The following is a 24623-nucleotide window of genomic DNA, read 5'->3' as shown; positions in this document are numbered from 1 at the left end:
TCGTCGCAACGGGGGATTGCGATGCGGAGGCTTGCGCTTGCCCTTCTGCCGCTGATGCTGGCGGGATGCGCGGGGGTCGTGCCGTCCGCCGATGTTGCGCCGACACCCAGGCCGGCATCGCTCCCTTATGAAAACGAGCCGCCGGTCGCTGGCCGGACGCCGACCGCGCCCGTCCCTGTCATCGACGATCGGCAGGCCTCCAGTTACATCATTCCCCGCGCCACGCCGTTGCCCGCGATAACGGGGGCCGGCGTTGTTGCCAGCGCTGATATCGGCCAGGCGGCAGGACAGACGCTGCGGCGCGGCCCCGATATCGCGAGTCTTCCGATAGCGCCCGATGATGCCCGCGCAGCGCTCGCTGCCTTCCGTCTGAGCTGCCCTGCGGTCATGCGGCGAGCCGACGCCAGCGGCCTGACCCGGCCCGATGACTGGCGCGCCTCCTGCGAGGCTGCCGCCCGCTGGAGCGATCAGGACGCAGCGCGCTTCTTTGCCGACCAGTTCGAGGCGGTGCAGGTGGGCGAGGGCGCGGCCTTCGCCACCGGCTATTTCGAGCCCGAGATTGCCGGCACGCGGACGCGTCAGCCCGGTTTCGAGGTGCCGGTCTATGGGCGTCCGGCGGATCTGGTGGATGTCGACCTGTCGCAATTCTCTCCCGAATGGGCGGGCAAGAAGATCCGCGGCAAGGTGAAGGGCAGCGATTTCGTTCCCTATGAAGACCGCACGCAGATCGAGGAAGGGGCGCTCGAAGGCCGCGCTCCGATCATCGCCTGGGCGGCCGACCCGATCGAATTCTTCTTCCTGCAGGTGCAGGGCTCGGGCCGCTTGCGTGCGCCCGATGGATCGGTGATCCGGATCGGCTATGCCAGCCAGAACGGCCGCGATTACACCGGCATCGGCGCGCTGATGCGCACGCGCGGGCTTCTCGCGCCGGGGCAGGCGAGCATGCAGGGCATCGTCGCCTGGCTCCGCGCCAACCCGGCAGAGGGGCGCGCGATCATGCGCGAGAACAAGAGCTTCGTTTTCTTCCGCGAGCTGACCGGCCCGGGGCCACTGGGCGCGTTGGGATATCAGGTCGAGGCGGGCAGCACGGTGGCGGCCGACCCCAAGTTCATCCCGCTGGGTGCGCCGGTGTTCCTCTCGATGGACCGCGCCGAACCCAACGGGCTTTGGGTCGCACAGGATACCGGCGGCGCGATCAAGGGTGCGAACCGTTTCGATACCTTCTGGGGCGCAGGCGACCGGGCGCGCGTGATTGCAGGCGGCATGTCCGCGCGCGGGCTGGCGCTGATCCTGCTGCCCAGAGGCAGCTTCGACCGGCTGGCCGCACAGGCGCGCTGAGCGATGAGCCGGAGGCCGCTGACCGATGCGGAAGCGGCGCTCTGGAAGCGGGTGATCGCGACCGTCGAGCCATTCAAGGATCGAGCGAAACCTTCTCCCGTTCCGCCTTCGGCAGGGGCAAACCTGACCAGCAAGGCCGGGCAGGGCGGGGGCGGGCCAACAAGGTCCGCTGCGGCGAGCCTGCCCATCCCCGGTGTAAAGCCTGCAGCTTCGGTCGATCCCTCATGGCTGCGCGATGCCAGAGCGCAAAAACCCAGCCCCGCCTGGACCTTCACGCCCGCGCCGGTGCCCGCCGTCAAGGGCAACCTTGATGGCCATTGGGACCGGCGGATGGCCAAGGGCGGCGTGCAGCCCGATGTCACCATCGATCTGCACGGCCATACGCTCGCGAGCGCCTATGCGCGGCTCGATATGGCTTTGGGTCAGGCGATCGCGGCGGACATGCGGCTGATGCTGCTGATCACCGGCAAGGCGCGCGGGGCAGAGACCGGGCGCGGTGCGATCCGCGCGGCGGTCTCCGACTGGCTCGCCTCGTCGCGCCATGCCGCCGATATCGCCGCCGTGCGCAATGCGCATCCCCGGCATGGCGGGGATGGCGCGCTGTATATCGTGCTGAGGCGGCGGCGGGGTTGAGCCGCTAGCGCACTCGCGATGTCCTTTGACTTCCCAGCATCGCCGGGAAGCCGAGGGACGTGCGCGCGAGACACGCGAACTCAATCCTTCTTGGGGTCGAACTCCAATGACGCGCTGTTCATGCAATAGCGCAGGCCTTCGGGGCCGGGGCCGTCGGGAAACACATGCCCCAGATGCCCGTCGCAGCGCGCACAGCGCACTTCGGTGCGCACCATGCCATGGCTGGTGTCGACGATCTCGGCGACCGCTTCGCCCTCGACCGGGGTGGTGAAGCTGGGCCAGCCCGATCCGCTGTTGTACTTGGCATCCGATTCGAACAGAGGCGCGCCGCAACCGGCGCAGCGGTACATGCCGTCGCCCTTGTGATCGTTATACTTGCCGGTGAAGGCCCGTTCGGTGCCGCCTTCGCGCAGCACGTGATACTGTTCGGGGCTGAGCTTGGCGCGCCACTCGGCGTCGCTGATCCTGGTATCGGTCATGGGTCTCTCCTGGGGAGTGATCAACATGGGCCGACTGGGGAAACAGTCAAGATGCGCGTGCGGCAGCGCGGGCGATTTCCAGCAGTTCCTGCTCCAGCAGCAGCGCCGGGCCGGGGCTTGCGCGCATCATCGCCTGCTGCAGCGCAAGCAGCCGTTCGGACAATCGCGCCATCGCCTGCGGGCGGCCCCAGGCGCGCAGCTGCCGTGTCCAGTCCTGCGCGCTGCCCCCGCCCCACAGCCGGCGGCTCCGAATCTCCTGCGTGACCCATGCTGCCACGTCACGCGTATTGCCCATGCGCTGGGCGACCGCGGCCAGCTGCATCACCTGGCGCTGCATCACGATCACCAGGCCGACCTCGGACACCGCCTGCTCGCGCATCCGCTTGAGCTCTTCGGGCAGGCGGCGCAGGTCGCCCGACAGCGCGGCACTGATGATCGGCTGCATCGCATCGTCCTCGGCATCGGCACGCAGCGCGGTGATGACCTCGCGGGTGACCGCCTTGGGCTCCTGCGGGCTCGAGTCGAGGTACAGCGAGAGCTTCTCGATCTCCTGCGCGGCCAGCCTGCGGTCGGCGGCGGTGAAGGCGGCGATGACGTGCGCCAGATCATTGTCGATGGTCAGGCCAGCGGCGCGGCCAAGCTCGGTGACGATCCGCGCCATGTCGTCCGGGCCCGGCGTCTTGGTCTGCACCGCGAGCGCGTTGGGCGCGGCCAGCACCGCCTTGGCGATGCGCGACTTGTCGGTGACGCTGCTCGCCAGCATCACCACGGGATTGACCGTCTTGTCCGCCGCCAGCAGCGCCTCGACCGCGGGCAGGCTTTCCTCGCCGCTGGTGCTGACGCGGATATAGCGCGCATCGCCGAACAGCGAGAGGGACGCCGCCTCGGCCGCCAGCAGCGAGGGGTCTCTCGCCAGCTGCGGTCCATCCAGATCGGTGCGCTCGGCACCCTTGGGGAAGCTCGCAATGATCTCGGCCGCGAGCGACGCGTTGCCGCCATCATCGGTGCCGAAGATCAGGTAGAGGCGGATGTCGGAGCGCGGCTTGCGCGCCAGCGCATGGATTGCAGCGGCGTCACCCTTCATGGGGAGGCGCCTTCATTGGGCCGCCGAAACCTCGCGCGCGAACAGCGAAAGCCGCGTCACGATCTGGTCGGCGATCTCGAGCGAGAGGTTCTCCAGCGCGCGATTTTCCGCGGCGATGGTGGCATATTCGCTGCTGACGATATCGATACCGGCGTCGGATGCGGCGGTGGCATCGAGCACGGTTTCGCCGGTGGCGACCTCGACCAGCTGATAGCGTGCGCGCAGGGTGCGCCGTTCGCGGGTCACCTGGTCGTTGGCGAGCAGGCCGAAGCCGGTGATCTTGTCGTCGAGCACCACCTGCAGGCGGAACCGCTGGTTGCCGTTGCCCAGCGCATCGAGCTTGTCGTCGAGCGCATTCTTGACCAACCACCCGGCGCGGCCCTGGATCGGCGCGACCGTGACATCACCCAGGGTCGTCGCGACCGCCCCTTGCGTGCCCGAGGAATAGAGCGGTTGCATCCCGCAGGCGGAAAGCGATGCGGCAAGCAGCATCAGGGGGAAAATCCGTTTCATCTGCACCGACCTATAGACCAATACCGGTTTCCCGCGAAGGCGGGAATCCATCTCCTGCCATGGCGTCTGCCGCAAAGTTGGAAGACGGGTCCCCACCTTTACGGGGAACCCCAACGGCATCACACCACCAGATTGACCAGCCGGTCGGGTACCACGATCACCTTGCGGATCGGGGCGCCGTCCAGGCTGCGCTGCACCTTGTCCGATGCCAGCGCCAGCCGCTCGAGCTCGTCGTTCGGCAAGCCCTTGGCCACTGTCAGCGTATCGCGCAGTTTGCCCTTGATCTGCACCGCGATGGTGACCTCGTCCTCGACCAGCAGAGCCGGGTCGACCTCGGGCCAGGCGGCATCGGCGATCAGACCATGGCCTTCGATCAGCGCCCAGGCTTCCTCCGCCAGATGCGGTACCATCGGCGCGACCAGCCGGATCAGGCCGCGGATGGCGATATTGCGGCTGGCGGATTTCTCGGCCTTCTCGATGGCGTTGGTCAGCTCGTACAGCCGGGCGACCGCCTTGTTGAATGCCAAGGCCTCGATGTCCTTGCTGACCAGATCGATCGTCTGATGCAGCTTGCGCTCGAGCGCCTTGTCTTGTCCTTCGGAGGCTTCGACCGAATTGAACACGCGCCACAGCCGCTGGACGAAGCGCCAGCAGCCTTCGATGCCCGCCTCGCTCCACGGCAGATCGCGCTCTGGCGGGCTGTCGGAAAGCATGAACCAGCGCACCGCATCCGCGCCATAGCGGTTCACGATCTCGTCGGGGTCGACGACGTTCTTCTTGGACTTGGACATCTTCTCGACGCGGCCTGCGATCGCAGCCTCGCCGGTTTCGGTGATGATCCAGTCCTCGCCGGACTTTTCGACCTGATCGGGCCCGAGCCACTTGCCGTTGGCATCCTGCCAGGTCTGGTGCGTGACCATGCCTTGCGTGAACAGGCTGGCGAACGGCTCGGTCACATCCAGCTTGTCGATGCGGGCCAGCGCACGCGTCCAGAAGCGGGCATAGAGCAGGTGCAAAATCGCATGCTCGACACCGCCGATGTACTGGCCGACGGGCAGCCATTTGGCGATTTCCTCGCGGTCGAACGGCTTGTCCGACGGCTGGCTGGCAAAGCGCAGGAAGTACCAGCTCGAATCGACGAAGGTGTCGAGCGTATCGGTCTCGCGCTGCGCCGGCTTGCCGCACTTGGGGCAATCGACATGCTTCCAGGTCGGGTGGCGTACCAGCGGGTTGCCGGGGATTTCGAAGCTGACGTCCTCGGGCAGGGTGACCGGCAGCTGGTCCTTGGGCACGGGAACGACGCCGCAGTCATCGCAATGGATGAACGGGATCGGCGTGCCCCAGTACCGCTGGCGCGAGACGCCCCAGTCGCGCAGCCGCCAGACGGTGGTGCCTTCGCCCCAGCCTTCTCCTTCCGCGCGCGCGATGACGGCGGCCTTGGCCTCATCCGCGGTCATTCCGTCGAGGAACGACGAATTGATGATCCTGCCCGGGCCGGTATAGGCCTCGTCGTGGATCGGCGCGGCTTCGTCGCCCTCGGCCGCGACAACACGCGTTACCGGCAGCATGTACTTGCGGGCAAAGTCGAGGTCGCGCTGGTCGTGCGCGGGCACGCCCATCACCGCGCCGGTGCCGTAATCCATCAGCACGAAATTGGCGATGAACACCGGCAGTTCCCAGGTGATGTCAAACGGATGCAGCGCGCGCAACCCGGTGTCGAAGCCCAGCTTCTCGGCCGTTTCCAGCTCGGCAGCGGTCGTGCCGCCCGCCTTGCAGCGTTCGATGAACGCGGCCGCTTCGGGGTTTTCAGCGGCGATCGACTGCGCAATCGGGTGATCGGCGGCGATCGCGACAAAGCTCGCGCCAAAGATAGTGTCGGGCCGGGTCGAATAGACCGGAATGGTCGTCGCAGAGCCGTTCAGCGCAAAGCTGAAGGTCAGACCCTGGCTCTTGCCTATCCAGTTCGCCTGCATCGACCGCACCTTCTCGGGCCAGTCCTCCAGCGTATCGAGGCCTTCGAGCAGTTCGTCGGCAAAGTCGGTGATCTTGAGGAACCACTGGCTCAGCTTGCGTCGCTCGACCTGCGCGCCGGAGCGCCAGCCCTTGCCGTCGATCACCTGTTCGTTGGCGAGCACGGTCTGGTCGACCGGGTCCCAGTTGACCGCGCTCTCCTTGCGATAGACCAGGCCGGCGGCGTACAGATCAAGGAACAACGCCTGCTCGTGGCCGTAATATTCGGGCTCGCAGGTGGCGAGTTCGCGGCTCCAGTCGAGCGCGAAGCCCAGGCGCTTGAGCTGCTTGCGCATCGCGGCGATGTTGTCGCGGGTCCAGCCGCCGGGGTGGACGCCCTTTTCCATCGCGGCATTTTCCGCTGGCATGCCGAACGCATCCCAGCCCATCGGATGCAGCACTTCAAAGCCCTGCATCCGGCGATAGCGCGCGATGACATCGCCCATGGTGTAGTTGCGGACGTGGCCGATATGGATGCGCCCCGATGGATAGGGGAACATCTCCAGCACATAGGCCTTTTTCTTGGGGCTGTTGCTGTCCGCCTTGAAGGACTGGCGCTCGTCCCAAACCGACTGCCAACGGGCATCGGCGGCCAGCGGATTGAACCGCGTAATCTCGTTCATTGTATCCCTCTGAAACGTCGGGGCTTATTCGCGAATGGCAGACTGGCGCAGATCGCGCGCCTTGGTAAGGATAACCTCTTCCAGCTTCTGCACCGTGGCGGCGCGCACCGGGGCATCGACCCACTGGCCGTTCTGGCTGACCTGGCGGCTGGCGGCGACGCGCAGCGCATCGGCGCGCAGATCCTGGTCGAGGATCGACACCGTGACCTTCATCCGTTCGGACGGAGTCTGCGGATTGGCATACCAATCGGTCACGATCACGCCGCCGGCGCTGTCGGCCTGAAGCAACGGCATGAACGACAGCGCATCGAGCGAGGCGCGCCACAGATAGCTGTTCACGCCGATCGTCGTCACCTGGCTCGCGGCGATATCGGCTTCCACGCGCTTCTCGCCGCCACCGCATGCGGACAGCAGCGCCAGCGTGCCAACTGCGCACAGGCCGGCGCGGGCAAAACTCAGAACGGGCATGGCGGCATCCTTACATATCGACTGCGTGAAACAGCGGCCTTCTATAGTGGCTTGGCGGGCTTGGGCAAGCACTTGCGCATGGGCCCACATGTTCAGCCCGCAGCAAGAATCTGCGCGATATTCTATGGTCTGCGGGGTGTGCGCTGGCCGGGTGTGACCGGGCGCGGGCTGCAACCGATTGTGGATTGTGTGCAACGGTTGAAGATTATTTTCTCCGTGAAGGGCTTTGGGCATATATGTCCGCGTAATTATGATAACTCTGTCGTCAGGGACGGAGCGGGGTCGGATAAAGACAATGAAAACGGGAGTTTCGAAAAAGCTGGCGATATCAGGGCTTTTGCTCGGGTCTGCGGCATTGTTGCCGTCGATCGCGCTCGCCTTTTCCTCCGGTTTCGATTCGCGCCCCGTATCGATCGACGCCCGCGGCGGCATCGGTTCGTTCACGCCGGCGTCGGTGGATCCGCGCCTGGCCGACAAGCTCAAGTTCTCGGCACTGCGCGGCGACAAGATGTTCCGCTTCACGCCGGCTGCCTCTGCCGCGACCGACGGTCCGCGCGCACTGACCATCGCGGTGCGCGTGCGCCCCGATTCGGCCAAGGCCATCAACATCCGGCCTGACCTTGCCAGCGACAGCGGCAAGGGCGAAGGTCTGGTCCAGATCACGCCGACCGCATTCAGCCTGGGCGTCGCCAAGGGCTTCACCAAGTTCGCGCTGCCCACCAGCATCCGTCAGCAGGACGAAGCCCTGCCGGACATCAGCAAGCTGGGCCGCGCTGCCGCTGGCACCACCGGCACCAAGAGCCGCTTCAGCCCGCGGATCGAGCTGGACGATGTCCAGGCTCCGACCACCCGCGCGGTTCGGCCGTTCAACGACCAGGGCAGCTATTCGCTCGATGTCGGCGGCGCCTACAAGGTCACCCGCAATCTCGACGTTACCGCCGGCATTCGCCTGCGCAGCGAACGCGACCGCCTGACCGGCCTCACCAACGAGCAGTATGACAGCCAGGCTGTCTATGTCGGAACTGAATTCCGCTTCTGATCCTGCCGGTTAGCTGACATCACGGACAGGTTTTCCCCTGCCGATCGCGGGGACCTGTCCCATGCTGCCCGCGACAGGCGCGACCGCGTTCGCGCGCGTCCCTTCAGCGTTGCACCGTTGTCCGTGCCTGTGGAGCCAGCGAGCAACAGGCGAGGCAGAGGAAAAGCGCGCCACCGACGAAGACCTGAGGCCCGGGCAGGACCAGCCAGGCCGCCGCGAAGAAGCCCGTCATGGCAAGGTTGATCGCGGTCAGAATCCCGCGGTTGCCCACACCTGGCGATCGGAAGCCCAGGAGATTGGCGGCGGCTGCCAGGAGGATCGTGAGGCCTGAGCCGACGAACCACAAGGCCTCGATCGTCCAGTCGGCATAGGCCAAAGGGGTCAGCGCGATGTGAACGAGCCCCAGCAGGCCGCCAACAATCGCCAGTGACACCGCGCATGTCTGCAGGCGCATCAGCGGATGGCCTGCCGGGCGGTCGCGATACGCGCAGCGGCACCTGCGACCAGCAAGGCACATGCGAGGACGAGAAGATCCTCCACGACCAGAGCCAGATAGAGGCTGGAGGTGGGCGTCGCCACGCTGCCGAACCGGATCAGCGCCGCCGTAACTGCCAGCACCGCCATCAAGGGGGCGGCGAGGGTAATCGTGGCCCGGTATCCGAACCGCGCCGTGGCGAGCGCGCCGACGGCAAACATCGTCGCTATGATGTAGCCAAACGCTTCCAGCACGATGGCATCGCTGACGGACATGCGCCCTGCGAAGCGGATGTTCAGCGCGGCCCATGCCACCGCCCCGCCGATCAACAGGCTGCGCGCAGCCGCGTTCAGGAATTGCGGGGACGTCAGCCGCTCCCTGACGGCGACGACCAGGCAGCCGAAGGCAAAGTGCCCGCGCCTGGCTTCGGGGACATGGTCAAGTTCTGCAGCCATTGCCTCGAACCACGCCCTGCGTTCTGCAGGCGCAATCTTGAAGGCAAGTGCGACAAAGCGCTGCGCCCCTGGTTTCGGCTTTCGAATCATAGTGCAAATCCCTTTCCAAGGTCGGCATGGGGCCCATCGCTGAGCGTAATGGTGCGGGCGAGGGCCAGACCCGACGGGGTCAGGCGATAGGCATGCCGCGGTGGCCGTCCTTCGCGCGGCGAGGGAACCCAGCGCGCCTCGAGATGGCCCTGATCGCACAGCCGGATCAGCATCGGATACAGCGTGCCCGAAGCGATGCCGGTGATCTCCATCAATTCATAGCCGTAGCGCCAATCCTGGGGCCGTTCGTGGAGCGCCAGCAAGGCTGTTTGCGTCTGTCTGGAGATGTTGGAGCGTCTTGGCATTCCATCGATCTACATATGTAGAGTTTTAAGTACAAGCAGGATTGTCGCATGCCACGAACTTTCCGAACGCAGATGCTGCCGCCCCGCATCTGGAAGGCGTAACAGGCGAGGTTATCGTCGATGATCGGTTGGCAAACGGGCGCCAATCGTCGCGGGGGAGGGTGACGGGCTAGCGCGACAGCCCATCGATGGCAGCCCAGCCGTCGATCACCGCACCGTTCTGCTGCGCCCGTGCCCTCGTCATGCCGCCCAGTGCGATCACCGGCAGGCGCGAGAGCCGTGCGAGCGCGGCGAATCGAGGGACGCCCAAATGCGCGCCGCCGGGATGGGTGCGGGTGGCGAAGACTGGAGAGATGAGGGTCTGCGCCGACCCTCTCATCGCATTGGCGCGGGCGAGTTCGCGCATGTCGTGTACCGTCAGCAGCCGGATCAGGCCGTGGCCCGCACCGCTGACGGGCGCGCCGTAGCAGCCATCCGCGCGCCAGCGTCGCGCCATCGCGGTATCGCCTGCCAGCACGATCACGCCGCCCCGGTTGCGGATCTGCTTGGCCAGTTGCACGAATCGCTGGCGGCGCTGCTCCGGGGGAAGATGATAATGCCGGAACACCAGCCCCGATCCGCGTGGCAGCCGTGCGATTGCGCGCTCCAGCAGCGCATCGTTGCGCGCATCGCTGATCAGCCAGAGCGTGGGCATTGTGTTTCCGGGCTGGCGGCGGCGCATGACCGGGCTTATAGCCGCGCCCCATGAATATGCCCAGCCACCCCGCCGACACCCCGCTCGCCACGATCCGCGCGAACATCGCTCAGTCCGAGAAGATCGCAGGGCGTCCCGCCGGATCAACCACATTGATCGCGATTTCCAAGACCAAGCCGGCAGAAGCGATCGAGGACCTGATCGAACTGGGCCACAGGGTGTTCGGCGAGAACCGGGTGCAGGAAGCACAGGCCAAGTTCCCGGATCTGCGCGCGCGCTATCCCGATCTGCAGCTGCACATGGTCGGCCAGCTGCAATCGAACAAGGCAGATGAGGCGGTTGCGCTGTTCGATTGCATCCACTCGCTAGACCGCATGTCGCTCGCCAAGGCGCTCGCCGCCGCGATGACCAAGGCGGGCCGGCAGGTGCCGTGCTTCGTCCAGGTCAATATCGGCGAGGAAGAGCAGAAGGGCGGCTGTGCAATCGCCGACCTCCCGCAGTTCCTGGCGGATGTCCGCGCTTTGGGCTTGCCCGTGATCGGCTTGATGGCGGTGCCGCCGGCCGATGTCGAACCCTCGCCCTATTTCGCCCTGCTCGCCAAGCTGGCGCGTGACCATGGGCTCGATCAGCTCAGCATGGGCATGTCGGGTGATTACGAGACCGCGGTGCGCATCGGTGCGACCCATGTCCGCATTGGCTCTGCCTTGTTCGGTGCGCGCTAAGCAACTTTGACCAGATCAAACTATCGTATCCAAAATGAAGCAATTTTGCGCTTTACCGTAGAATAAAAGGTAGAATAGCCGCTATGCCCCTGCCCTCAAGCGGGGGTGTTGATGCGTACGGTATTCGGCCTGTTGGCCGCGCTCATTCTTAATGGGGTAACGGTTTCGACGCCGTTGATGGCGCAGGAGCGTTCAGCGGTTCGGCAGGGATTTGTTCTGCCTGCACAAAGCGGCAAGACCATCTTGGTGCTGCGCCCGTCGGTTCGCGTGGCCGAACAATCGACGGGAGGGCTACCCGAGCCGCGCGCCGAATGGACCGACCAGGCGCGCCGGAATATCGATGCCGCGCTGGTCGAATTGCAGCGGCAGCTTGGCAACACGGTGATCGCCGCACCCGAAACCTATGGCGAGGATGCCCGCCGCGTGGCCGAGCATCTGGCGCTGTTCGGTGCCGTGTCCGAAGCGGTCATCCAGTACCAGTTCTTTGTCGGCAACCGGCTTCCCACCAAGAAACGCGACAACAAGGCAGGCCAGTTCGACTGGTCGCTGGGCTCCGATGTTGCAAAGCTGCCCGGCGCAGATGAGGCCGATTATGCGCTCTTCATCGTCACCAATGACCATTATGGCTCGACCGGGCGCAAGATGCTGCAGATTGTCGGGCTGGTCGCCGGGGTCGGCGTGACGTCCGGGTTGCACGCGGGCTATGCCGGGCTGGTCGATCTCAAGACCGGCCATCTGCTTTGGCTTAACGCCGATGGCCAGATGGGCGGCGATGTGCGCGATCCCGAAGGTGCGATGAAGCGGGTACGCCAGCTGCTCGAGGATTTTCCTGGTAGCGCGATCGCCAAGGATCCGCCGCCCCCCGAGACCGCATCCGGGACCAAGCCATGATCGCGCGGGTGCTGCTGACGATCGGTTTGCTGGCGCTGGCCATGGGAGGCTCCGCCCAGGCTGAACCTGCATTACCGCCACCTTATGCCGGCGCCTATCAGCCCCAGGGAGTGGACGAGCAGGGCCAGTGGCAGCAAATGGATGAGGAGGAACGTCGACTTGCACAGTCGGATATCGTCGTCCGCGATCCAGCCCTGCATGCCTATGTTCACAAGATATTGTGCGACACAGTGGGGCAGGATCGGTGCGGATCAGTCCGGCTTTATATTTTGCGGGTCCCGGTCTTCAACGCCAACATGGCGCCCAACGGAACCATGCAGGTCTTTACCGGATTGCTGCTGCGTGTGCACAACGAAGCAGAGCTGGGTGCGATACTGGGCCACGAATTCGGGCATTTCGAGGCGCGTCACACTCTGGAAAGGTTCCGAGCGGCCCGTTCAAGTACAGATATTCTGGCCTGGGCTGGCGTTCTGGGTAGTCTTGCCCCCAGCTATGATGTGGTCAGGGCTTATCGCAACCTCGAAATCACACTCATCAGCAGTTTCTACAGCTTCAACCGCGACCACGAGCGCGAGGCTGATCGGCTGGGGATTGCGTATTTGAACAGCAGCAATTTGCGACCGCAAGCTGCAGCGCAGGTGTGGGAGAAGCTGATTGCAGAATATCAGGCAGATGCGCGTTCCAAGGGATTGAAAAAGCCGCGCCTCGACCGGGTACCTTTTTACGCTACCCATCCCCCACAGGTCGAGCGTGCAACTACGCTCGCTCTGCTCGCCCGCGCCGATGCGGCGCAGCGCGATGATGGTGCGGCGCGCTATCGTGAGGCGCTCGCACCCTGGCTGCCGCAGTTGCTCGACGACCAGATCAAGCTCAACGATTTCGGCGCGAGCGAATACATCATCCAGGCGCTGGCGGAAGGCGGCTGGACCGCGCCGCTCTGGCACGCCCGCGGTGAGCTCTACCGGATGCGCGGGGCGCCGCGCGATCTGGTCAATGCCGCGACATTCTACGGCGAGGCCATCGCGCTCGATCCGGCGCATCCCGAGGCGCATCGCGGCCTGGGCCTCTCCCTGCTCAAGACCGGGCAGGCGGCTTCGGGTCAGCAGGCGCTGCGCCGCTATCTGGAACTGCGGCCGGATGCAGCGGACGCAAAGCTGATCGGCATGATGATCCCCAAAGAGGTGCCTGCGCCATGATCCCTGGTTTTCGCTACGCCGCTGCGGCCTTGCTGCTCTGCGGGCTGCTGCCTTCTGTCGCTGTCGCGCACAAGCTGCGCGAGCAGGGGGCTGTGGTCGCCATCGCGAATACTTCGCTCACCGTCATGCCGGGTCGCGACTGGAACAGGCTTGATGGCAATATCGGCAAGCATACCGAGACCTGGACACTTGACGGCAGCCAGCTCAACGATCTCACCTTTTTTGCCGGAATCGAGCCGGGCAAGCCGCTGGCACGCGAACGCAGCAAGAAGCGCGACCCTTTGCCCAAGTTCACGGCATCGACATTGCTGGTCGAATTGCCCGAATTGTTCGAAGCCACCTATCGCAGCGCCAAGCAGATCGCCGATTTCCGCGTCACCGATGTGCAGCCTCAACCCTTTCTGGGGCGAGAGGGTGTGGTGTTTGCCTATGAATATGTCGATGGAGATGAACTCACCCGCATGGGTGAGGCGCACGCCGCGATCATCGATGGGCGGCTGTACATGATCAGCTTCGATGCGCCGCGGCTGCATTATTTCGCGCGCGGTATCGAGGATGCGCGGGCAATCATGCGCAGCGCGCGCCTGCCCTGACGCACGCGTGCGCGCTATAGCCTGGTCTATTCGGTCACATCGTCGAGCGTGAAATAGCCCTGTTTCAGCGACTTGAGCACCAATTGCGCGCGGTTCGACACCGCGAGCCGCCGTCGCGCATCGGTGAGATATTCGCTGACCGTCTGGTCCGAGATCTTCAGCACCGCCGCGATTTCCCAGCTGGTCATGCCGCGCGCCACCAGCTTGATGCAATCGACCTGACGCGGGGAGAGCTTTTCATCGTTGTTCACGGTGATCTCGGGAAGCTGCGCCTGCCACAGGCTGCGCGCCTGCTGGCCCGCTGCCACGCCGATTAGCATCGCCAGCATGAACGGGCGCGACTGCAATTCCTGTCCGTCCTCCACCACGAAATGCACGGAGATCGTCGGGCGATCGGGCATGTGGCTGGCGATCGTGCAGCCCGAGCCCAATCCCAGCTTGCGCATCTCTTCGAGATATTCGCGCTGGATGCGGGTGAGCGGAATGATCGATTCGAGGTCGGTCCAGCGGATGGCCCCACCGCGGCGCTGGCATGCGGCCAGAACCGGGCTTGTCAGGCTGTATTCGCGGCGCTGGAACAGGTCGTGCCATGCCTGCGGATAGTTGGTCACCATCTCGGGCTGCATCAGCCCCGACTGGACGTGAACATGCCGCGCCAGCGCCGTATAGGCAAAGCCGAACGGCCGGGCGGCCTCGGCCGTCACATGCAGCAGGTCTTCCAGCGTAGCGGCGGCCTCAATAGCTGCCGATGCACGCTCGACTAGGTCCAGTTCCGGCATAAGCCTGGCTCAATTCCCGATAGATTGCGATAGCCCGAAAAGGTCCGAAACGGCCTGCGGGCAACAAGATCAGATGCAAACGTTTGGTTACCTGCTATTTACCTGCTGGCGAGCAGGCAACCAATATACGGTTACATTGGTCCAGATCGGTGCGATCTTGTTTGCTGCAATGTGGCCGGAAACCTTGAGACTAGCGCAATTCTGCCGGGTAACAGGCTGTCTGGCCGGTCAGCCGGTCATGCTCCCGGAACGCCCAGCGCAGAGGCCGCCTCGCGCACGCGGCGCTGATCCGCCGCCTTGTTCTTCAGCGCGGCGGTGGCATCGCGCAGCGCGGCCTGCGCCTTGCCGGTCTCCCCCAATTGAATGCGGCTGCGCAACAGCATGATCCAGCCGTCGGTATCGCCCGGCTCGCGCTTGAGGCGCTCGGCCAGCCCGTCGACCATCTGCGCGACCATCATGTCCTGCTGGCCCTGAGGCAGCGCGGCGGCCGCCGCCATCTGGTCGGGGCTGGGGCCGGGTATGCCCGCGGTCGCTGCCTGCGCGCCATCGGTGCGGAACCCGGCAGTGGGAGCGGCGAACTTGGCGGACGCCAGCCGCTTTTCCACTTCGATGCCGCGTTCCTTGCCGACATTGCGGATCACGTCGCGAATGTCCTTGGCATAAGGCGCATCGGCAGGGGTCTCGGCGAGCAGCGCAAACCAGTCCTCGATCGCCTCGGCATGCTGGCCATCGATATCCTTGGCCGCTGCGAGGAAATAGCGCGCGCGCGCATCCTTGGGGTCGATCTCCACTGCGCGCTTGAACGCGGCGCGGGCATCCTGGCTGATGGCCTCGTCCTTGCTGGCCATCACCAGCGCCTCGCCCAGCATCGAGTGATATTCGGAATTGCCGGGCGCAAGCTGGATCGCACGGCGCATGGCGGTGGCCGATTCGGCAAAGCGGCTGGTCTCGAAATAGCTCCAGCCCAGCATCCGCCAGCCTTCGGCATCGTCCGGATTGTCGCGAAGACGGGTTTCCAGCGCGGTGATGACCTCGTCGACCGAGGCAGGTTGCCCTTCGGCGTTGAGCGGCGCGACCGGAGCGGACGCCGCGGGCGCCTGGTCGGAATAGATCTTGTAGCCCACTGCGCTGACCGCAATCAGCGCCGCGGCGGCGAGCGCGATCTTGCCGGCCCCCAGGCCACCGCCGGAGGTTCGGGCAGGGGCATCGCTTGCTGCGGAAGGGAGGGCAGGATCGTTCATGGCTTGTGTCATCCGGGGTCTCTTTGTGCGCGTCCGTTAGTGAAGCTAGCGGATCAGCCAAATTTTCCAATTTCTAAGTGGTAAAGATCACATTCTTTGCTAGAAATATGGCCATAGGGTTCGCAACCGGATTTTGGGCAATTTCTTGCGGCAGCGGGGCATTCCGGCGACAGCAGCACCGATCGGGGAGAAATCGGACTGCAGTGCGCTGGGCTGAGCCGATGCCAGGCAAGCGCGGGCGTATCTGCGTCCGCAATTGGGGGGCGCGAACCAGTGAGCGAGATTTTCCGCGTAGCCATCATCGGATCGGGCCCGGCGGGCAAGAGCGCCGCTGCGCGCGCCGCCAGCCTGGGCATGAGCCACATCCTGCTCGAAAAGACCGATCACCTCTCCGACACCATCTACAAATACCAGAAGGGCAAGCATGTGATGGCCACGCCATCGCAGCTCGTTCTGCGCTCCGACCATGAATTCGATGCGGGCAAGCGCGAGGCGATCCTCGAAAAGTGGAATGCGCGCACCAAGGAACTGGGCGTCAACGTCAAGTTCAATGCCGAGGCCAAGGCGATCCGCGGCACCGGCCCCGCGATCGAGGGCAGCGTCCATGTCATCGAGCAGCGCGGTCGCGACGGCTCTGTCACCAAGAAAGAGATCCAGCGCTACGCCCCGCCCTATGAAATCGAGCTGACCAGCGGCGAGAAGGTGATGGCGGAGAACGTCGTCTTCGCCATCGGAACCCAGGGCAATCCCAACCGCATGCGTTGCCCCGGCGGTGACCTGCCGCATGTCCAGTATCAGCTCGATGACCCGACCGAATATGTCGACGAGCATATCGTCGTGATCGGCGCGGGCGATGCGGGGATCGAGAACGCGCGCGGCCTGGCCGAGGATTCGGCGCAGGGCAACGTCGTCACGATTGTCAACCGCGGGCCCGAAGCGCCCAGCCCGAGAGAAACCTTCCCGACCGCCAAGGAAGCGAACGCGCTGGCGCTGCTGGCGGACCGCAATGCCGGCAAGCTCAACATCCGCTTCGAGACCGACACCGCGAGCATCGAACCGGGCTGGATCACGTTCAGCACCCGCGACGGCGAGGAGCGCGTGCGCTGCGACCGCATCATCGCGCGCATCGGATCGGCCCCGCCGCGTGCGTTCATCGAGGAATGCGGCATCGCGTTTACCAGCGCCGACCGGCTGGCCTTTCCGCAGCTGTCGCCGGTGTTCGAATCGACCGCGCCCAACATCTTCATCATCGGCGCGCTCGCCGGTTACCCGCTGATCAAGCATTGCATGAACCAAGGCTATGACGTCATCGAGTTCATCAACGGCAATGCCGATCTGAAGCCGGCGGACGAACCCATTCTGGAGGCCAAGTTCCGCGACCTGCCGGGGCGCAAGTCGGTGGCCGAATGGCTCGATGTGCTGCGCGAGAATGTAACGATCCTCAACGGCATGAACCCGCTGCAGATGCGCGAGTTCATGCTCGATTCGGATGCCAAATTCTATCGCAAGGGCGATGTCATTTTCGAACGGGCCGCACCTGGGTCATCGCTGTTCGCGATCGCGCAGGGCTCGGTCGCGGTGCAGATCGACCCCAATGACACATCAAAGACGGTGCCGATCGGCCAGGGGTCGATCTTCGGCGAGGTGGGCCTGATTTCGGGTCGTCGGCGCGGTGCGACGGTGGTCGCGGCCGAGGACACGATCTGCGTCGAGATTTCGCGCAACGCCGCGCTCAAGCTGCAAAGCCAGGTGCCGACCGCAAAGAAGGCGATCGAACGCATCTCGACCGAGCGCCTGCTGCTGCAGATGTTCGGTTCGGGCCTCAAGCCCGACGACATCCGCGAGGTGGTCGATACCAGCCGTATCCGTCAGGTGAAGCCCGGCGAGGCGATCCTCAAGGAAGGCGACGAGGGCACCGAGATCTTCGTGATCCGGGTGGGGTCGATGATCGTGGAAAAGGAAATCGGCGGCAAGCCGGTGTTCCTCTCCTATCTGCCCGCCGGCTCCTATGTCGGCGAAATGGCGCTGATCGCAGGCGGCAGGCGCACCGCGACGGTGAAGGCGGCCATCAAGTCCGAGGTCATCCAGATCGATGGCGAGGCGTTCAGGAAGGTGCTCGACGCTCATCCCGAACTGCTCAAGCGCGCCAAGCGCGACATGGCCAGCCGCCAGGATATCAACGCGTTCATCGAGGCGAAGAAGGACAGCTTCTCGGGCGTGGTCGACATGTATTCGGGCGTTGCCAACTTCCTGGTCGAAAACGGCATCGGCGAGGCGACCGACGTGCTGCTGATCGACGAGACCCTGTGCGTGGGCTGCGACAATTGCGAAAAGGCGTGCGCCGACAGCCATGACGGCCTCTCGCGGCTCGATCGCGAGGCCGGGCGCACCTATGCGCATCTGCACGTGCCGACCAGTTGCCGCCATTGCGAACATCCGCACTGCATGGCCGATTGCCCGCCCAATGCGATCAATCGGGGCCCGGACGGCGAGGTCTATATCAACGATACCTGCATCGGCTGCGGCAACTGCCAGCGCAACTGCCCCTATGGCGTGATCCGCATGGACAAGGTGCCGCCGAAGAAGCCCAGCCTGCTCTCCTGGCTGTTCTTCGGCTTTGGCCCTGGCCCGGGCGAACCGAGCAAGAAATGGTCCTATGCCAACAGCGACCACAGCGTCGAGAAGCCCAAGAAGGCGATCAAGTGCGACATGTGCGCCGGAATCGAGGGTGGCCCCAGCTGCGTGCGCGCCTGCCCGACGGGCGCGGCCATCCGCGTGGCGCCCGACGAGTTCCTGACCGTCGCCCGGCTCGAGCAGGAGGAGGCTTGACCCATGGCTAGCCAGGCTCAACCCGCAGCGCCGCCAGCGCGCAAGAAGACCACCGGCCGTCAGCGCAATTCGATGCACGACGGCTTCCTGCGGCATCGCAACTTCCGCTGGATGAAGATCGCCACGGTGCTGTCGATCACCTGTCTGGTCAGCTATTTCCTCGTCGACGTGCAGCCACGCCACAATGGCGGCTCGTGGTATGGCTATACTCTGGGTACCATCGGCGCGCTGCTGATCGTCTGGCTGACGTGCCTGGGCATGCGCAAGCGGGCAATCACTCCGGGGGGCTGGTCGCTCAAGGCCTGGACCAGCGCGCATGTGTACCTGGGGTTGAGCCTGATCGTCATCGGCACATTGCACACCGGCTTCCAGCTGGGCTGGAACGTGCATACCCTGGCCTGGTCGCTGATGATGATCGTCATCGTCTCCGGCATCGTCGGCATCTATTTCTACGCGACCCTGCCCGACAATCTGTCGAACAACCGGGCCGATGGCGATGGCGCGGTGACCGAGCGGATGATGATCGAGCAGCTGCGTTCGCTTGACCGCCAGCTGCACGATGCCGCGCAACCGCTCGATCCCGCACAGGCGGGGCTGGTCCAGGCCTCGCTCGAGCAGGATCCGTTCGCGGGCAATTTCTTCCAGCGCATCGGCAACAGCTATTCGGGGTGCGAGACACGCGCGGCCATGGCGGAGCTGCGCCGGATGCGCGCGTATCAGCCGCGCATGGGCGATGATCCGCTCGACAAGGTCGACGGGCTTCTGCAGCGCAAGGAATCGACCCTCGCGCGGCTGCGCAAGCATCTCCAGATCAAGGCGATGCTGCAGGTGTGGCTGTACGTGCACGTGCCGATGACCTTCGCGCTGCTCGCGGCGCTCTCGGCGCATATCTTCAGCGTGTTCTTCTATTGGTGATCGCAGGTCCGGGGGCGGGGTTTCGGCAAGTTTTGGGGGCAGTTTCATGATGTTTATCGTCCGCCAGGTCGCCTTGAAGGCAGATGGCAGCGAGATTGTCCGCCAGACCGAAGTGGCGGGCGAAGAGCTTTTTATCGGCCGCAACGCCAGCAATGGCGTCCATCTGCCCGATCTTGCGGTCAATCCCGTGCATGCGCGCGTCGAGCGGCGCGGTGGCGAACTTTTCATCACCTCGCAGTCGCAGCAGCCGTTCGATGTCGATGGCCGCAGCGTGGAATCGGCCAAGGTCGATCTGGCGCGCGGCGCCGAGCTGCGTTTCGGTGGGCATATCATCGCAGTGGGGGTCGAGGGCGAGGCGGTAACGCTCACCGTTCGCCGCATTGAGGCGGTATCGGACAGCGCCGAGGACAAGGATGAAGCGGCGATCTATTCGCTCAAGGGCCTGCTGCCCGGCAAGCGGATGAGCGCCTGGGGCTTTGCGCTGCTGGTGCTGATCGCGTGCCTGGCCTGGCCGGTCTACACCTGGTCGAGCTACAAGGACCTGGCGTACAAGGAAAAGGTGTCGCGTCCCGCAGGTTTCCATGCCGATAGCCTGTGGTCGTCGGGCAAGATGAGTCAGGCGCACAAGACGCTCAAGAACGATTGCCAGGCCTGCCATGTCGATGCGTTCGTTTCAGTGCGCGACAATGCCTGCATGACCTGCCACGAGAAGGACGCAGGGCCGCATGCGCCGATGACGCGACAGCTCACGGCGCGCGGCGACCCCACCGGATTTGCCGCGTTCACCCGATTCGTTGCCGCCAGTTTCAACAAACCGGCGGGACGCTGTGTCGAATGTCACACCGAGCATGAGGGTGCCGGTGCTATGGAACCTACGCAACAGCGATTCTGTGCGGAATGTCACGACGGGATGGACACGCGCTTGACCGATACCAAGCTCGATAACGCGGCCGATTTCGGCAATGCGCATCCGCAGTTCCAGCCTGCCGTGCTGCTGCGTCCGCTGGTCGGAGACGACGCCAAGGCCCCGCGCAAGCGCATTTCGCTCGACAAGAAACCGCGCGAAAACAACGGGCTGAAGTTCCCGCACGACCTGCACCTGAACAAGACCGGCGGTGTCGCGCAAATGGGGCGGCGGCTTTCGGCCAAGTATGACTTCGGCGATGCCCTCGAATGCTCCGATTGCCACCAGGCGGACAAGAACAATGTCGGCTTTGTGGAGGTCGACATGGAGAAGAGCTGTGCGATGTGCCACAGTCTGGCGTTCGACAAGATCGGTGGGACTTTCCGCACCCTTCGCCACGGCCAGCCCGAACAGGTGAAGGCCGATCTGCGTGCTTTCTATCGCTCCACCCCGCCAGCGCGGCCGATCAATCTGGGCAGCCTGGCGCGCCAGCGGCCCGGTGTCGTCAACTCGCGCAGGACCGCGTCCGATTATGCGCGCGCGGTGAACTTCCGCGGTGGCCGCGCCGATCAGGCTATCCGCCAGGTCTTCAGCCGTGGCGGTGCCTGTTACGACTGCCACGTCGTTGTCCCGCCCTCGTCATCGGGCGCTCTCGACTTCCGTATTGCACCGGTCGCACAGACCAGCCGCTATCTGCAGAAGGGCTGGTTCACGCACGATGCGCACGACAAGGAAGAATGCACCAGCTGCCACCTTGCCGAAAAGTCGACCGAGGCATCGGACCTGCTGTTGCCCGGGATCAAGGATTGCCGCACCTGCCATGTGGGCGAAACGGGCGAATCGTTGAACAAGGTGAAAAAGCCGGTCGAATCGACCTGCGCAATGTGCCACGATTACCATGCCGACAAGGGGGCTCCATGGCTGCTTCGCGAGCAAGACAAGAAGAAAAAGCGGCCAGAGATAACGGCCTCGATGGCGCATCCGGGCGGCGCGGCGGCCCGATTGCGACGATAGAGGACGGCACCTGCACCACCCAAGACGAAGGATCGAAGCGCCGGATGCTGATTGCTCAGATCACCGATATTCATCTGGGCTTCGATCCGGACAATCCGGCGGAATTCAACCGCAAGCGGTTGGACCAGGTCATCGCGATGCTGCGCGATCTCGATCCGGTGCCCGATATGCTGCTCGCGACCGGCGACCTGATCGACCGGGGCGACGAGGACAGCTATCGGCGGCTTCGCAACGCACTCTCGGTCTGCCCCTTTCCGGTCTATATGTGCATGGGCAACCACGACCAGCGTGATACCTTTCTGGCGCAGTTTCCCGATGTCCCGACCGCGGACGGCTTCGTCCAGTATGAGGTGGACGCAGGGCCGATCCGCCTGCTGGTACTCGATACGCTGGAAGAGGGGCGTCATGGCGGCGCGTTCTGCGAAGTCCGCGCCGACTGGCTGCGCGCACGCCTGGCCGAACAGACCGATCGGCCGACGCTGATCGTCCAGCACCACCCGCCGATCGAGGTGGGGATCGAGTGGATGAACACCCATCCCGAGGAACCCTGGGTGGAGCGGCTGCGCGGCTGCTTTGCCGGCCACAGCAACGTCATCGGCATGGTGTGCGGCCATGTGCATCGTGCGATCGTCAGCAGCTGGAGCGGCTTTCCGGTGGCGATCTGCCCGTCGAGCGCGCCGCAGGTGGCGCTCGAGCTGGCTCCGATCGATCCGGATGTACCCGATGGCCGCAACATGATCATCGCCGATCCGCCCGCCTTTGCGCTGCACTGGTGGAACGGGCGCGAGCTGATCACGCATTACGAAACCGCCGACGAACACGTGATGCTCGCGCGCTATGACGAGAAGATGCAGCCTCTGGTGCGCAGCCTGCTGGCCGAAAGGCCCAGCTGATCCCTGACTGATGGCCCTGCAGGGCTGGAAACCCGAAGCTGGATGTGCGACCACGGGCCATGGGCTTGGGGTTGCCGCAAAGCGGCGCATCCCCTTGCGACCCCAGTCCGGCTGCCCACATGCGGTGGCAGCGGGTGGGCACCGAAAAAAGGGATCATCATGGTAAAGACATTTCTGCTGATGGCAGCATCGGCATTGGCCGTGGGCACGGCCATGCCCGCGATGGCGCAACCGGCGGCTCCGGCCAGCACCGATGCGCAGGCAAAGCTGATCTATCAGGACTGGACTGGTCCTTACGAAGGCGTGCCGCCCTGGGACCAGGTATCCACTGCGGCGTTCCCGGCGGCGATCCAGGCGGCCATGGACGAGCTGAAGGCCGAGTATGAGGCGATCGCCACCGACAAGAGCGAACCCACCTTCCAGAACACCAACCTTGCGCTCGAAATGGCGGGCGACAAGATGGACCGCGTGTTTGCGATGTGGGGCGTCTATACCAGCAACCTCGCCGACAAGCAGGTCCGCGCGCTGCAGGCCGAATGGGCGCCGAAGATCAGCAAGTTCTACAACGAACTGACGCTCGATCCGCGCATCCTCGCCCGCATCAAGTCGGTTTATGACCGCCGCCAGACGCTGGGCCTCGATGCCAAGCAGATGCGGCTGCTCGAGCGCGATTATGACGGGCTGGTGCGGGGCGGCGCGCTGCTCGATGATGCAGCCAAGGCGCAGCTGATCGCGATCAATGGCCAGCTTGCGGGCCTGTATTCGACCTTCAACGAAAAGCTGCAGGCGGACGAGGAAAAGTACATCGTCATCACCGACAAGGCCGAACTGGCAGGACTGCCCGACAGCTTCGTCGCTTCACTCAAGTCGGCGGCGGAAGAGCGCAAGGTCGATGGTTGGGTGCTGGTCAACACCCGGTCGGTGATGCAGCCGGTGCTGGAGAATGCCACCAACCGCGCGCTGCGCGAGAAGGTATGGCGTTCGTATGTGATGCGCGGCGACAATCAGGACGCCAACGATACCAACGCCACAATCGCGCAGATCCTCAAGCTGCGCCAGCAGCGCGCCGAGCTGTTGGGCTTCAAGACCCATGCGTATCTGCGGATGGACGACACCATGGCCAAGGATCCTGCACGCGCCATGGACCTGATGATGAAGGTCTGGCCAGCAGCCGTGGCCAGGGTCCGCCAAGAGGTCGCCGACATGCAGGCGGTGGCCGATCAGGAAGGCGCGGGCCTGAAGATCGAGCCGTGGGATTATCGTTTCTATTCTGAGAAGGTGCGCAAGGCGAAATACGATCTCGATCAGAACGAGATCAAGCCGTACTTCCAGCTCTCCAAGATGATCCAGGGCATGTTCGATGCCGCCGGCAAGCTCTATGATCTGGAGTTTAAGGAAAACACCGGCGAGGTGCCGGTCTTCCACCCCGATGTCACCACCTATGTCGTCACCAACAAGCTGACCGGCGAGAATGTCGGATTGTTCTACATGGATGCCTATGCCCGCACCGGCAAGCGCTCCGGCGCCTGGGCGACGTCGTATCGCGCGCAGCAGCGGCTGGGCGGGGACCGCAATGTGCTGGCATCGAACAACAACAATTTCGTCAAGCCTGCGCCGGGCGAACCTGCACTGATCAGCCTGGATGACGCATCGACGCTGTTTCATGAATTCGGCCATGCGCTGCATTCATTGCTGACCGATGTCGAATATCCCGGCCTGCGCGGCACGCCGCGCGACTTTGTCGAATATCCCAGCCAGGTGAACGAGAAATGGTTGCTGACGCCGTACATCCTCCAGAACTACGCGACCCATTCCAAGACCGGCGAGCCGATCCCGGCGGAGCTGCTGCAGAAGATCAACGCCAGCGAGACCTTCAACCAGGGCTTCTCGACCGTCGAGTATCTGTCGTCGGCGATCGTTGACATGAAGCTGCACAACCGCACCGATCCGGTCGCCGATCCGCGTGCGTTCGAAAAGGCGACGCTCGCCGAAATCGGCATGCCCTCGCAGATGGTGATGCGCCATCGCCTGCCGCAGTTCGGCCATCTGTTCTCGTCGGACAGCTACTCGGCGGGCTATTACAGCTATCTGTGGTCGGAGACGATGGACGCCGATACCTGGGCCGCGTTCGAGGAATCGGGCGATGTCTGGAATCGCGAGATTGCCGATCGTTTCCGCAAGACGTTGCTGTCGACCGGCAACGAGTCCGAGCGGGTCGAGGCCTATCGGGCGTTCCGCGGGCGCGATCCTGACGTGAATGCGCTGCTCAAGCGCCGGGGCTTCCCGACCACGACGGCAGCCGTTGCTGCCCCGGCAGCGGCGGATCGCGACTGACCCTGTACGCCTCGCGGCTGGGATATGGCGGGCGTGCTCCGCCATATCCCAGCTAGGGGCGTGACAACAGCAACTGGCTTGCCGCCCCGCGGGTGCCAGCCTATCT

The 24623-nt window shown here is 64.5% G+C and carries 23 protein-coding genes; 12 read left to right on the top strand and 11 right to left on the bottom strand.

Translation table 11 applies throughout. From position 1 onward, the window contains the following. Positions 1 to 21 precede the first annotated feature (21 nt). Both mltA and LI72_RS13970 read left to right on the top strand, forming a co-directional pair. Entirely contained in the window at positions 22 to 1338 is a 1317-nt protein-coding gene (gene mltA, locus LI72_RS13975) for a murein transglycosylase A (protein ID WP_033926548.1), read from the top strand. A gap of 3 nt (positions 1339 to 1341) precedes the next feature. After that, positions 1342 to 1971 (top strand): Smr/MutS family protein, encoded by a 630-nt coding sequence (locus LI72_RS13970; RefSeq protein WP_033926547.1) that lies wholly within the window; start codon positions 1342 to 1344, stop codon positions 1969 to 1971. Between the two features lie 80 nt (positions 1972 to 2051). Here LI72_RS13970 and msrB read toward each other — a convergent pair whose 3' ends face one another. From msrB to LI72_RS13945, 5 genes are all read right to left on the bottom strand, one after another. Further along, a complete protein-coding gene (gene msrB / locus LI72_RS13965; protein ID WP_033926546.1) occupies positions 2052 to 2450 on the bottom strand; it encodes a peptide-methionine (R)-S-oxide reductase MsrB in 399 nt (132 codons plus the stop codon). Between the two features lie 46 nt (positions 2451 to 2496). Beyond that, positions 2497 to 3534, bottom strand: coding sequence for a DNA polymerase III subunit delta (gene holA / locus LI72_RS13960; RefSeq protein WP_052129859.1), 1038 nt, complete (start codon positions 3532 to 3534; stop codon positions 2497 to 2499). Between the two features lie 12 nt (positions 3535 to 3546). Further along, positions 3547 to 4047 carry an LPS assembly lipoprotein LptE gene (gene lptE / locus LI72_RS13955; RefSeq protein ID WP_033926545.1) on the bottom strand — a complete coding sequence of 167 codons (501 nt, stop codon included), beginning with the start codon at positions 4045 to 4047 and terminating at the stop codon, positions 3547 to 3549. Between the two features lie 119 nt (positions 4048 to 4166). Next, positions 4167 to 6680 (bottom strand): leucine--tRNA ligase, encoded by a 2514-nt coding sequence (leuS, locus tag LI72_RS13950; protein ID WP_033926544.1) that lies wholly within the window; start codon positions 6678 to 6680, stop codon positions 4167 to 4169. Positions 6681 to 6704: 24 nt separating this feature from the next. After that, positions 6705 to 7148: a DUF3576 domain-containing protein gene (locus tag LI72_RS13945; protein WP_033926543.1), complete on the bottom strand. Its 444-nt coding sequence runs from the start codon at positions 7146 to 7148 to the stop codon at positions 6705 to 6707. A gap of 295 nt (positions 7149 to 7443) precedes the next feature. On the opposite strand from LI72_RS13945, the gene LI72_RS13940 reads away from it, so the two are divergent. Next, a complete protein-coding gene (locus tag LI72_RS13940; protein WP_033926542.1) occupies positions 7444 to 8187 on the top strand; it encodes a hypothetical protein in 744 nt (247 codons plus the stop codon). 103 nt (positions 8188 to 8290) lie between these two features. Here the strand turns inward: LI72_RS13940 and LI72_RS13935 are convergent, their stop codons facing one another. The 4 genes from LI72_RS13935 to LI72_RS13920 all read right to left on the bottom strand — a co-directional run bounded on the left by LI72_RS13935 (position 8291) and on the right by LI72_RS13920 (position 10206). Beyond that, positions 8291 to 8641 (bottom strand): hypothetical protein, encoded by a 351-nt coding sequence (locus LI72_RS13935; protein ID WP_033926541.1) that lies wholly within the window; start codon positions 8639 to 8641, stop codon positions 8291 to 8293. Next, positions 8641 to 9117: a hypothetical protein gene (locus LI72_RS13930; protein WP_156139623.1), complete on the bottom strand. Its 477-nt coding sequence runs from the start codon at positions 9115 to 9117 to the stop codon at positions 8641 to 8643. Before LI72_RS13930 ends, LI72_RS13935 begins: the two co-directional genes overlap by 1 nt. Before the next feature lie 86 nt (positions 9118 to 9203). Next, positions 9204 to 9512: a PadR family transcriptional regulator gene (locus tag LI72_RS13925; protein WP_052129851.1), complete on the bottom strand. Its 309-nt coding sequence runs from the start codon at positions 9510 to 9512 to the stop codon at positions 9204 to 9206. Positions 9513 to 9681: 169 nt separating this feature from the next. Then, a complete protein-coding gene (locus tag LI72_RS13920) occupies positions 9682 to 10206 on the bottom strand; it encodes a thiamine phosphate synthase (protein ID WP_231562482.1) in 525 nt (174 codons plus the stop codon). A gap of 56 nt (positions 10207 to 10262) precedes the next feature. Between LI72_RS13920 and LI72_RS13915 the strand changes: the two genes are divergently transcribed. The 4 genes from LI72_RS13915 to LI72_RS13900 all read left to right on the top strand — a co-directional run bounded on the left by LI72_RS13915 (position 10263) and on the right by LI72_RS13900 (position 13608). Then, the gene (locus LI72_RS13915; protein WP_156139633.1) at positions 10263 to 10928 is read left to right on the top strand and encodes a YggS family pyridoxal phosphate-dependent enzyme; all 666 of its coding nucleotides are present in this window, start codon (positions 10263 to 10265) and stop codon (positions 10926 to 10928) included. A gap of 111 nt (positions 10929 to 11039) precedes the next feature. Beyond that, positions 11040 to 11819 (top strand): hypothetical protein, encoded by a 780-nt coding sequence (locus tag LI72_RS13910; RefSeq protein ID WP_033926537.1) that lies wholly within the window; start codon positions 11040 to 11042, stop codon positions 11817 to 11819. A gap of 8 nt (positions 11820 to 11827) precedes the next feature. Further along, positions 11828 to 13015 carry a M48 family metallopeptidase gene (locus LI72_RS13905; protein ID WP_231562481.1) on the top strand — a complete coding sequence of 396 codons (1188 nt, stop codon included), beginning with the start codon at positions 11828 to 11830 and terminating at the stop codon, positions 13013 to 13015. Then, the gene (locus LI72_RS13900) at positions 13012 to 13608 is read left to right on the top strand and encodes a hypothetical protein (protein WP_033926535.1); all 597 of its coding nucleotides are present in this window, start codon (positions 13012 to 13014) and stop codon (positions 13606 to 13608) included. The genes LI72_RS13905 and LI72_RS13900 overlap by 4 nt, the downstream gene beginning before the upstream one ends. A 26-nt stretch (positions 13609 to 13634) precedes the next feature. Here LI72_RS13900 and LI72_RS13895 read toward each other — a convergent pair whose 3' ends face one another. Both LI72_RS13895 and LI72_RS13890 read right to left on the bottom strand, forming a co-directional pair. Beyond that, complete coding sequence (locus LI72_RS13895; protein WP_033926534.1) at positions 13635 to 14387, bottom strand: LuxR family transcriptional regulator; 753 nt, start codon at positions 14385 to 14387, stop codon at positions 13635 to 13637. A 236-nt stretch (positions 14388 to 14623) separates the two neighbouring features. After that, positions 14624 to 15640, bottom strand: a complete 1017-nt coding sequence (locus LI72_RS13890) for a tetratricopeptide repeat protein (protein WP_033926533.1) — start codon at positions 15638 to 15640, stop codon at positions 14624 to 14626. 261 nt (positions 15641 to 15901) lie between these two features. Between LI72_RS13890 and LI72_RS13885 the strand changes: the two genes are divergently transcribed. From LI72_RS13885 to LI72_RS13865, 5 genes are all read left to right on the top strand, one after another. Next, on the top strand, positions 15902 to 18457 hold the full coding sequence (locus LI72_RS13885; protein ID WP_081985005.1) for a cyclic nucleotide-binding domain-containing protein: 2556 nt from the start codon (positions 15902 to 15904) through the stop codon (positions 18455 to 18457). Between the two features lie 3 nt (positions 18458 to 18460). Next, complete coding sequence (locus LI72_RS13880) at positions 18461 to 19372, top strand: hypothetical protein (RefSeq protein WP_033926531.1); 912 nt, start codon at positions 18461 to 18463, stop codon at positions 19370 to 19372. Positions 19373 to 19418: 46 nt separating this feature from the next. Continuing rightward, positions 19419 to 21290, top strand: a complete 1872-nt coding sequence (locus tag LI72_RS13875; RefSeq protein ID WP_033926530.1) for a cytochrome c3 family protein — start codon at positions 19419 to 19421, stop codon at positions 21288 to 21290. Positions 21291 to 21334: 44 nt separating this feature from the next. Further along, a complete protein-coding gene (locus LI72_RS13870; protein ID WP_033926529.1) occupies positions 21335 to 22183 on the top strand; it encodes a phosphodiesterase in 849 nt (282 codons plus the stop codon). A 159-nt stretch (positions 22184 to 22342) separates the two neighbouring features. Continuing rightward, on the top strand, positions 22343 to 24517 hold the full coding sequence (locus tag LI72_RS13865) for a M3 family metallopeptidase (RefSeq protein ID WP_033926528.1): 2175 nt from the start codon (positions 22343 to 22345) through the stop codon (positions 24515 to 24517). Positions 24518 to 24623: the final 106 nt, after the last annotated feature.

This window comes from Sphingomonas sp. 35-24ZXX (assembly GCF_000786215.1).
Taxonomy (GTDB): Bacteria; Pseudomonadota; Alphaproteobacteria; order Sphingomonadales; family Sphingomonadaceae; genus Blastomonas.
This window is presented reverse-complemented; position numbering and strand designations above follow the sequence as displayed.